This is a genomic window from Mycobacterium sp. (genome assembly GCF_039583805.1).
GTDB lineage: Bacteria > Actinomycetota > Actinomycetes > Mycobacteriales > Mycobacteriaceae > Mycobacterium.
This window is the reverse complement of record NZ_JAVKSH010000039.1, coordinates 1-8,772: the sequence shown is the minus strand read 5'-3', so window position 1 is coordinate 8,772 and position 8,772 is coordinate 1. Positions and strand designations below refer to the sequence as shown.

Annotated in this window: 8 protein-coding genes and 2 pseudogenes; 3 read left to right on the top strand and 7 right to left on the bottom strand. The window is 69.4% G+C overall.

Annotation, left to right across the window (positions count from 1 at the left end):
- Positions 1–36: 36 nt before the first annotated feature.
- The 3 genes from ilvC to ABDW21_RS07295 are packed head-to-tail and all read right to left on the bottom strand — an operon-like array spanning position 37 to position 3,419.
- Complete coding sequence (ilvC, locus tag ABDW21_RS07305) at positions 37–1,038, bottom strand: ketol-acid reductoisomerase (protein WP_343601195.1); 1,002 nt, start codon at positions 1,036–1,038, stop codon at positions 37–39.
- Positions 1,039–1,071: 33 nt separating this feature from the next.
- Positions 1,072–1,572 (bottom strand): acetolactate synthase small subunit, encoded by a 501-nt coding sequence (gene ilvN / locus ABDW21_RS07300; RefSeq protein ID WP_343601181.1) that lies wholly within the window; start codon positions 1,570–1,572, stop codon positions 1,072–1,074.
- Positions 1,572–3,419 (bottom strand): acetolactate synthase large subunit, encoded by a 1,848-nt coding sequence (locus ABDW21_RS07295; protein WP_343601180.1) that lies wholly within the window; start codon positions 3,417–3,419, stop codon positions 1,572–1,574. Before ABDW21_RS07295 ends, ilvN begins: the two co-directional genes overlap by 1 nt.
- Before the next feature lie 355 nt (positions 3,420–3,774).
- Here ABDW21_RS07295 and ABDW21_RS07290 point away from each other — a divergent pair, with 355 nt between their 5' ends.
- Positions 3,775–4,137, top strand: coding sequence for a PH domain-containing protein (locus ABDW21_RS07290; RefSeq protein WP_343601194.1), 363 nt, complete (start codon positions 3,775–3,777; stop codon positions 4,135–4,137).
- Here ABDW21_RS07290 and ABDW21_RS07285 read toward each other — a convergent pair.
- Complete coding sequence (locus ABDW21_RS07285; protein WP_343601179.1) at positions 4,134–4,982, bottom strand: DoxX family protein; 849 nt, start codon at positions 4,980–4,982, stop codon at positions 4,134–4,136. The two genes, ABDW21_RS07290 and ABDW21_RS07285, sit on opposite strands and share 4 nt — an antisense overlap.
- 62 nt (positions 4,983–5,044) lie before the next feature.
- Positions 5,045–5,836: a DoxX family protein gene (locus ABDW21_RS07280; protein ID WP_343601178.1), complete on the bottom strand. Its 792-nt coding sequence runs from the start codon at positions 5,834–5,836 to the stop codon at positions 5,045–5,047.
- A 124-nt stretch (positions 5,837–5,960) separates the two neighbouring features.
- Between ABDW21_RS07280 and ABDW21_RS07275 the strand changes: the two genes are divergently transcribed.
- Both ABDW21_RS07275 and gjpA read left to right on the top strand, forming a co-directional pair.
- Positions 5,961–7,082: a PQQ-dependent sugar dehydrogenase gene (locus ABDW21_RS07275; protein WP_343601177.1), complete on the top strand. Its 1,122-nt coding sequence runs from the start codon at positions 5,961–5,963 to the stop codon at positions 7,080–7,082.
- A gap of 160 nt (positions 7,083–7,242) precedes the next feature.
- Positions 7,243–8,304: an outer membrane porin GjpA gene (gene gjpA, locus ABDW21_RS07270; protein WP_343601176.1), complete on the top strand. Its 1,062-nt coding sequence runs from the start codon at positions 7,243–7,245 to the stop codon at positions 8,302–8,304.
- Positions 8,305–8,315: 11 nt separating this feature from the next.
- On the opposite strand, the pseudogene ABDW21_RS07265 reads toward gjpA, so the two are convergent.
- Both ABDW21_RS07265 and ABDW21_RS07260 read right to left on the bottom strand, forming a co-directional pair.
- Positions 8,316–8,428, bottom strand: a pseudogene (locus tag ABDW21_RS07265) (hydrogenase formation protein HypD); the annotation flags it as partial.
- Positions 8,429–8,441: 13 nt separating this feature from the next.
- Positions 8,442–8,772 (bottom strand): annotated as a pseudogene (locus tag ABDW21_RS07260) (carbamoyltransferase HypF); the annotation flags it as partial.

The following is an 8,772-nucleotide window of genomic DNA, read 5'->3' as shown; positions in this document are numbered from 1 at the left end:
CGCACAAGGGCTACGCACAAGGGCTGCGCACAAGGGCTACGCGGTTTCGGTGATCGGGCGATCCACCCAGCTCATCAAGTCGCGCAGCCTTTTGCCGGTCACCTCGATCGGGTGCTCGGCGTTCTCCTGGCGCAGCCGCTCCAGCTCTTTGTTGCCGCCCTCGACGTTGGCCACCAGCTTCTTGACGAAGGTGCCGTCCTGAATCTCGCCGAGGATCTGGCGCATCCGGTCCCGGGTGCCGGCGTCGACAACCCGCGGCCCGGACAGATAGCCGCCGAACTCCGCCGTGTCGGACACCGAGTAGTTCATCCGGGCGATGCCGCCCTCATACATCAGGTCGACGATCAGCTTGAGCTCGTGCAGCACCTCGAAGTACGCCAGCTCCGGGGCATACCCGGCCTCCACCATCACGTCGAAGCCGGCCTTCACCAATTCCTCAGTGCCGCCGCACAATACGGCCTGCTCACCGAACAGGTCGGTTTCGGTCTCGTCCTTGAACGTGGTCTTGATGACGCCGGCCCGGGTACCGCCGATCGCCTTGGCATACGACAGCGCCAGCGCCAGGCCGTCGCCGCCCGGATCTTGCGCCACCGCAACCAGACACGGCACGCCCTTGCCGTCGACGAACTGGCGGCGCACCAGATGTCCGGGACCCTTCGGGGCGACCATCCCGACGGTGACGTCGGCGGCCGGCTTGATCAGGCCGAAGTGGATGTTGAGCCCGTGCCCGAAGAACAACGCGTCACCCGGCCGCAGTCCCGGTTCGATGTCACGGGCGAAGATCTCCGCCTGTGCGGTGTCGGGTGCCAGCAGCATGATCACGTCGGCCCAGGCCGACACCTTCTCCGGGGTGTCGACCTCCAGGCCCTGCTCTTCGACTTTGGCCCGCGACTTGGAGTCCTCGCGCAGACCGACTTTCACCGGCACGCCGGAGTCGCGCAGGCTCAGCGCGTGGGCATGCCCCTGGCTGCCGTAGCCGATCACCCCGACCTTGCGTCCGGCAATGATGGACAGGTCGGCGTCGTCGTCGTAGAACATCTGCACTGCCACTTGGCTTTTCTCCCTCGTTGGTTATTTCGCGGTGCCGATGGCGCGCGGACCGCGCGACAACGACACCAGCCCGGATTGCACGATTTCGCGAACCCCGAACGGTTCCAGCACCCGCAGCAGCGCGTCCAGCTTGCCCCGGTCACCGGTTGCCTCGACGGTCAACGACTCCGGGGAGACGTCGATCACCTTGGCGCGGAACAGGTTCACCGCTTCGATGACTTGGCTGCGGGTGCCGGCGTCGGCGCGGACCTTGATCAGCGCCAGCTCGCGCGCCACCGAGTTGTCGTCGTCCTGCTCGACGATCTTGATGACGTTGATCAGCTTGTTCAGCTGCTTGGTGATCTGTTCGAGCGGGGTGTCCTCGGCGGACACCACGATCGTCATGCGGGACATATCTTTGTGCTCGGTGGCGCCGACGGCCAGCGACTCGATGTTGAAGCCGCGCCGGGAGAACAGCGCCGCAACCCTGGCCAGCACACCGGGTTTGTCCTCGACCAGCACCGAGAGAGTGTGCACGTTCATCAGGCGTGTCCCTCGTTACCCTCGTCGTCGAAAAGCGGGCGGATGCCGCGGGCCGCCTGGATCTCGTCGTTGCTGGTGCCGGCGGCCACCATCGGCCACACCTGCGCGTCGGCGCCGACGACGAAGTCGATCACGACCGGGCGGTCGTTGATCGCCCGCGCCGCGGCGATGACGTCGGCGACATCTTCTTCGCGCTCGCAGCGCAAGCCGACGCAGCCCAGCGCCTCGGCGAGCTTGACGAAGTCGGGGATGCGGTGCGAATGGGTGGCCAGGTCGGTCTGCGAGTACCGCTCGGCGTAGAACAGGGCCTGCCACTGCCGCACCATGCCCAGGCTGCCGTTGTTGATCAGCGCCACCTTGATCGACGCGCCCTCGATGGCGCAGGTGGCCAGCTCCTGGTTGGTCATCTGGAAGCAGCCGTCTCCGTCGATTGCCCACACCTCGGCGTCCGGGCGGGCGATCTTGGCGCCCATCGCCGCCGGGATGGCGAACCCCATGGTGCCCAGGCCGCCGGAGTTCAGCCAGGTGCGCGGCTTCTCGTAGCGGACGAACTGTGCGGCCCACATCTGGTGCTGGCCCACCCCGGCGACGTAGACGGCGTCCGGCCCGGCGATGCGACCCAGCGTTTCGATCACGTATTCGGGGCTCAGGCTGCCGTCGCTCTGCGGGCCGTAGCTCAGCGGGTAGGTCGCCTGCACCCCGCGCAGGTAGGTCCACCAGTCGTCGATGTCCGGGCTGGCCCCCTGGCGGCCAAGCGCCGCAACGAGATCGGTGATGACGGCCTTGACGTCGCCGACGATCGGCACGTCTGCGTGCCGGTTCTTGCCGATCTCGGCGGGGTCGATGTCGGCGTGGATGACCTTGGCCTCCGGCGCGAACGAGTCGAGCTTGCCGGTCACCCGGTCGTCGAAGCGGGTGCCCAGCGCGATGAGCAGGTCGGACCGCTGCAGCCCGGCCACCGCGGCGACCGTTCCGTGCATGCCCGGCATACCCAGGTGCTGGCGGTGGCTGTCGGGGAAGGCACCGCGGGCCATCAGTGTGGTGACGACGGGGGTGCCGGTCAGCTCGGCCAGCTCGCGCAGCTGCTCGGTCGCCTCGCCGCGGATGACGCCGCCGCCGACGTAGAGCACCGGTTTGCGTGCGGCGGCGATCAGCTTGGCGGCCTCGCGGACCTGCCGGTGGTGCGGCTTGGTGTTGGGCTTGTAGCCGGGCAGGTCCAGCCGCGGCGGCCAGGCGAACGTGCACTGACCTTGCAGCACATCCTTGGGGATGTCGACGAGCACCGCACCTGGGCGTCCGGTTGCCGCGATATGGAAGGCCTCGGCGATCACCCGGGGGATGTCGTCGCCGCTGCGCACCAGGAAGTTGTGCTTGGTGATCGGCATGGTGATGCCGGAGATGTCGGCCTCCTGGAAGGCGTCGGTGCCGATCAGCTGCCGACCGACCTGCCCGGTGATGGCGACGACGGGAATGGAGTCCATCTGCGCGTCGGCCAGCGGGGTGACCAGGTTGGTGGCGCCGGGACCGGAGGTGGCCATGCAGACCCCCACTTTGCCGGTGGCGTGCGCGTAGCCACTGGCGGCGTGCCCGGCGCCCTGCTCGTGGCGGACCAGCACGTGGCGCAGCTTCTGCGAGTCGAACAGCGGGTCGTAGACCGGCAGCACCGCGCCGCCGGGAATGCCGAAGATGACCTCGACGCCGAGCTCCTCCAACGAGCGGACCACCGCCTGTGCACCGGTGAGTTGTTGCGGCGCAACCTGTTTCGATTCTGCATCTACGGCGGAGGCGGACGCGCCGTTGGCTGCCGCGGGTGTCTGCGGCAGGTGTGGCGTGGTGGGTGCGCTCACGGGTTCCCCTTCGGCTCCTCTTCGTTCGACACGGCGACAACAAAAAACCCCCGCCAGCGTGGCTGCTGTACGAGGGTTGCGCGTTGGTGCTCGAAAGCCATACCGGCGGTGGGCTAGTCAGCCACCAACGCGCCGACCAAGTACTACGAGCATCTCAGGCGTTGACATAGCGTCCGACGGTAGTCTCCGCACAGGTCAACCGTCAAATTTCGATGGCGAGCCTGGCGGTCTGCGTTCAGATTGCGCGCACGGTCGTGATGTCGGGCCCGTGCACAGCCCTCAGCGCAATCTCGACGAGCGATGGCTCGACGAGCGATGACATGATGCACACGTGGCTTCCGACTCGCCGGAGCCGGTGGTGATCGCCGTGTCACCGCTGGCCCATTTCGCGTCTGGCTTCTTCGCGCTGGGCCTGCTGGTGCCGGTGCTGAGCTGGCCACCCAGCGCTCCCCTGCTGGTGATCCCGATCATGTTGTCGGCGTTGATCATTCGACTGCGCACGGTGGCCGATCACCGTGGCGTCACCGCCCGGACACTGCTCGGCAGCCGCACGGTGAGCTGGAACGACATCGACGGCTTGCGGTTCACCAAGGGCACGTGGGCGCGGGCGCGCCTGCGCAGCGGCGGCGAGTTGCGGCTGCCCGCGGTCACCTTCGCGACGTTGCCGCTGCTGACCGAGGCCAGCGACGGCCGAGTGCCCAACCCGTATGCGGGTTAGGCCAGCGGGTGGGCGCCGCGCAGCAACACCCAGACCGCGACGCCGGCGCCGATGCCGGCCAGCAGCACGACGAACGACCCGACGAACGGCCGCCGCGCCCAGCCGCGACCGGCGTCGAAACCGTAGCGGCCCGGTCCGGTCAGGACGACCGCCGCGGCGACGACGATCAGGGTCAGGTCGTATTCGTGCCCGTCCGGCAGGAAGAACGGCAACGACCGCGGGTCGGGCTGGCCCGCCACCCCGGCGAGCAGCATGTTGGTCAGGTAGGCCAGCGCACCGGCCGCGGCCAGCGGGGTGAACAGGCCCAGTACCAGCAGCACCCCGGCGACGATCTGCCCACCGACGGCGGCGTAGGTGAGGACGCCGGCGTGCTGGTAGCCGATGTCCGACAGTGAGTTTCTGAACCCGGTCAGCCCCTCGCCGCCCCACCAGCCGAAGAGTTTCTGCAACCCGTGGGCGATCAGCACCGCGCCCAGCCCGACGCGCAGGATCAGCAGGCCGAGGTCCTGGGTGCCACGGCGGCCGGCGGCGCGCACCCGCTCGTCGTCGAACTCGGTGCCCATCGGCGCCAACACGGGTGGTCCCGGCAGCGCCGGCCGCTCGCCGAACTGCGGCTGGTACGGCAGCGGCTCCGGGCCGCTGATCAGGCCGAATCCCTCGGCGGAGATCCGCAGGCTGGCGGAGTCGTAGTGCGGGATGGTGGTCGTTTCGAAATCGCCCGAATAGTCCGCCGACGGCAGGTCGTCTTCCGGGTCGACCACGCTTGCCGACGCCGGCCGCGCCGGGGTCGGCGACACGGCCTCACCCGGCCGCTGCCACTGTGCGTCACGCGCTTGACTGCTCACGCGTGTCAGGGTAAGGGCAGTTCGGCCCGAATTGGGGATTTGAGCGGCGCTTTCGCGGTATTTCACGCCAACGGGTTCGCGCCGTTGAGCCACACCCACACCCCGACGCCGGCGCCGACACCGGCCAGCAGCGCCGCCGACGAGCCGACGAACGGCCGCCGCGCCCACCCGCGGCCGGCGTCGAACCCGTACAGTCCCGGCCCGGCCAGGATGATCGCCACCACCGCGACGATGAGCACGCCGCGGTACTCGACGCCGTCGGGCAGCGAGAAGGTCAGGGTGCCGTGGCGGCGCTGGACCACGAGGTCGGCCAGCAGGCCGTTGACCAGATAGGCCAGCGCACCCGCGGCCGCCGCCGGGGTGAACAGGCCCAGGATCAGCAGCAGACCCGCCGCGATCTGGGCGCCGGTCGCCGTGTAGGCCAGGATGGCGGCGTGCCGGAACCCCAGGCCGGCCAGCGACTTCTCGAAACCGTCGATCCCGGGCCCGCCCCACCAGCCGAACGCGTTCTGCAGACCGTGGGCTACCAGCACCGCGCCGACTCCCACCCGCAGCACCATCAGACCCAGGTGCTGGGTGCCGCGCTGGCGGGCCTTTTTCAGACGCGGGTCGTCGACCAGTCGGGGTGGCACCGCCGGCCCCGGCGGGTGCTGGGCGCCGTCGCGGTCCGAGCGGCTGGTGTGCGCGTCGCCGGCCGGCTCGGGACGCGCGATCACGGCCGTCTCGGAGTCGGTGCCGTCGTCGGCCGCCGTCGAATCGCCGGGCTGGGCGGGCTGCTGCGTCCCGCGCTCCCGGGCCGCCGACGCGCGTCCGAGCCGTTGCCAGCGGGTGAAACCGTCGGGGTCACCGGTCACTGCAACAGCGTAAGGGCAAGCGAACAGGGACATGCGGACTTTGCGCGACGCCTTGACCACACCGTTACCGGCCGGGGGCGGGCGGCGTGGCCGCGGCGGCCGCGGTGTCCGTAACCTGGCAGTCATGCGGTTACGGCGGTCGGCGCGGGGCAGGTTGGCCGCGCTGTGCGGCGCGCTGCTCGTGGTGAGCGGGTGCGCGCAGTTCAACGACGCCCAGTCGGAGCCGTTCACCACCGAACCGCGGCGGCACCCGCCGCCGACGTCGACGCCGCCCCCGCCGCCGCCGCTGCCCGCGACGCCGTTCCCCAAGGACTGCCCGGCGCCCGGGGTGATGCAGGGCTGCCTGGGCAGCACCAGCGGCCTGATCATGGGCACCGACAGCAAGTCGGCGCTCGTCGCCGAGCGCATCACCGGCACGGTCAAGGAGATCTCGGTCAGCGCCGAACCGACGGTGAGGTTCGTCATCCCCGTCGACTCCTCCGGTGACGGCGGCCTGATGGACATCGTGCGGTCGCCGACCTACTCGCAGGACCGGCTGATGTACGCCTACATCAGCACGCCCGGCGACAACCGGGTCATCCGGATCACCGAGGGCGACGTCCCCAAGGACATCCTGACCGGAATCCCCAAGGGCGCCGTCGGCAACACCGGCGCGCTGCTGTTCACCAGCCCCACCACGCTGATCGTGCTCACCGGAGACGCGGGCAACCCCGCGCTGGCCGTCGATCCCGGCTCGCTGGGGGGCAAGGTCATCCGCATCGAAGAGCCCACCACGCTGAACCAGGCGCCCCCGACCACCGCGCTCACCGGCATCGGGTCGGGCGGCGGGCTGTGCAAGGACCCGGTGGACGAGTCGCTCTACGTCGTCGACCGCGCCCCGACGGCGGACCGGCTGCAGCGCATCACCAAGGACTCCAAGGTGTCCACGGTCTGGACCTGGCCGGACAAGCCGGGGGTGGCCGGGTGCGCGGCCCTGGACGGCACGGTGCTGGTCAACCTGGTGAACACCATGCAGACGGTGGCAGTGCACCTGGCACCCGGGACCGGCGCGGTCACCGGCGATCCGGACGTGGTCCGCCAGGACACCCATGGGCACGCGTGGGCGCTGCGGATGTCCCCGGACGGCAACGTCTGGGGCGACACCATCAACAGGACCGCCGGTGACGCCACGAAGCTCGACGACGTGGTGTTCCCGCTGTTCCCGCAGGGCGGCGGCTTCCCGCGCGCCAACGAGGACAAGACGTAGCTCCGGGCAGACCCGATGCGCCGCGCAGCACCTACCCGACGGGAACGCGTCGAACTAACTTTTCGAAACATTAGACAGTTGTTAATTTTACAGTTGTTAACTTTTCGGCAGCTAATGTGATCGGTCCAGGCGACACCACCTCGGAAAGAGGACGCTAGCCATGGAGTTCTCGGCTTCCCGGAGCGCGGTGACGTCCGGGGTCGCCCTTGCCGGCGCCGCCCTGATCGCGGTCACCCCGGCGGCCCAGTCGGCGCCGGCGCTGCCCCACGTCGAGGTCCCGGCGATCCACCTCACCAGCGGCGGGGACGCGATTGTGCCGTTCCCGACGCTGCAGCACATCATCGTCAACCAGGCCGGCTATGTCGACGGTTTGGCGCACGGCACCCTCACCATCCAGCAGGTCATCAGCGATATCGGCACCAACCTGGGCTACCTGGCTGACGGCACCATCCTGGCCGGTGCACCCACGGACGTCGACTTCGGCGGCACATCGCAGTCCATCTTCCAGACGATCCTCGGGACCACCCTCGACCAGAGTCACCTAGTGGCGTTCGGTGAGGTGGTTGGCACCAGCTCTGACCTCTCCGGGGCTGAACAGCTGGCCGTGACCCTCGCAGCGTCGCCGTTGAGCGGGGTGCTGCTCGGCCTGCTGGGGCCGCTCCTGAGCCCCCTGGTGTCGCTGGGCGACAGTGTCACCGCGGCGCTCGGCGCGCTCAGCTCGTTGTCACTGAGCGGCTTCCTGGTCAACCTGATCACGGCCCCGTACGAGGCCATCAACGCCCTGTTCACCGGGGCCGAGGTGAACCTCGACGGGCTGGTGCCGACGATCAACAGCTCAGGTCTGCTGCCCGGCGACACCACCCTGACCGCGTTGAACCTCGAGCTGGGCGGGCTGCTCAGCACCGGCGTCACCGCCTCCGGCGGAGTCGCCGGCTTAGCGAACTCGGGTGTCGACGAGGGCATCGGCGGATCGCTCCTGAACGCCTACGGCTACACGACGCTACAGACCGGGACCGACGTCGGCCAAGCTGTCGGGCCGTCCGGGGCGGTGGCCAGCTGGACGAACCTGCTGGCTCAGCTGATCGGCTGGGACGGCGTGGGTAACCCGCTGGATGCCCTGCTGGCCGACAGCAGCACCATGATGTCGAGCTCTGCCGCCGACGTGTCGGCGCTGGCCGGCGACGTGTCGGCGCTGGCCGGCGACCTGGCGAGCATGTTCTAAGCCCGGTCCGCGGGCAGCGTGTGTTCGATGCCGTGCCGGTAAATCGTGTGGGTATGCCCTCCGCACACCTCCATGATTTGAAGTGGTCCTCGTTACCGGCCAGCCGCGCGATGGCGCCGATCAGGGTGCGGGCCGGTGGCGCAGCGTGCACACATCGCGAACGACGCCATCGTGGTGGCGGCCGATGATGGGGCAGAGCCCGGATGATCGTGAAGCGCGGCCCGCAGTTGGTGCAGGTGATAAACGGGTGCCGGTAGCGGCGGTCGGCGGAGTCCAACAGCTCGGCCACGCAGTCGTCGCAGACCGCGACGTCGGGCGGGATCGGCGTGGTGGCGCCGGCAGCGGTGTGGCTTTCGACAATCCGGAAGCCGGTGTCGCCGTTTGCCTCGACGTCGGCGACCTCGACGCTGTTGATCCGCGCCAACGGCGGGGCATCGACACGCAGCGGGCGGGCAAACGGGCCTAGCC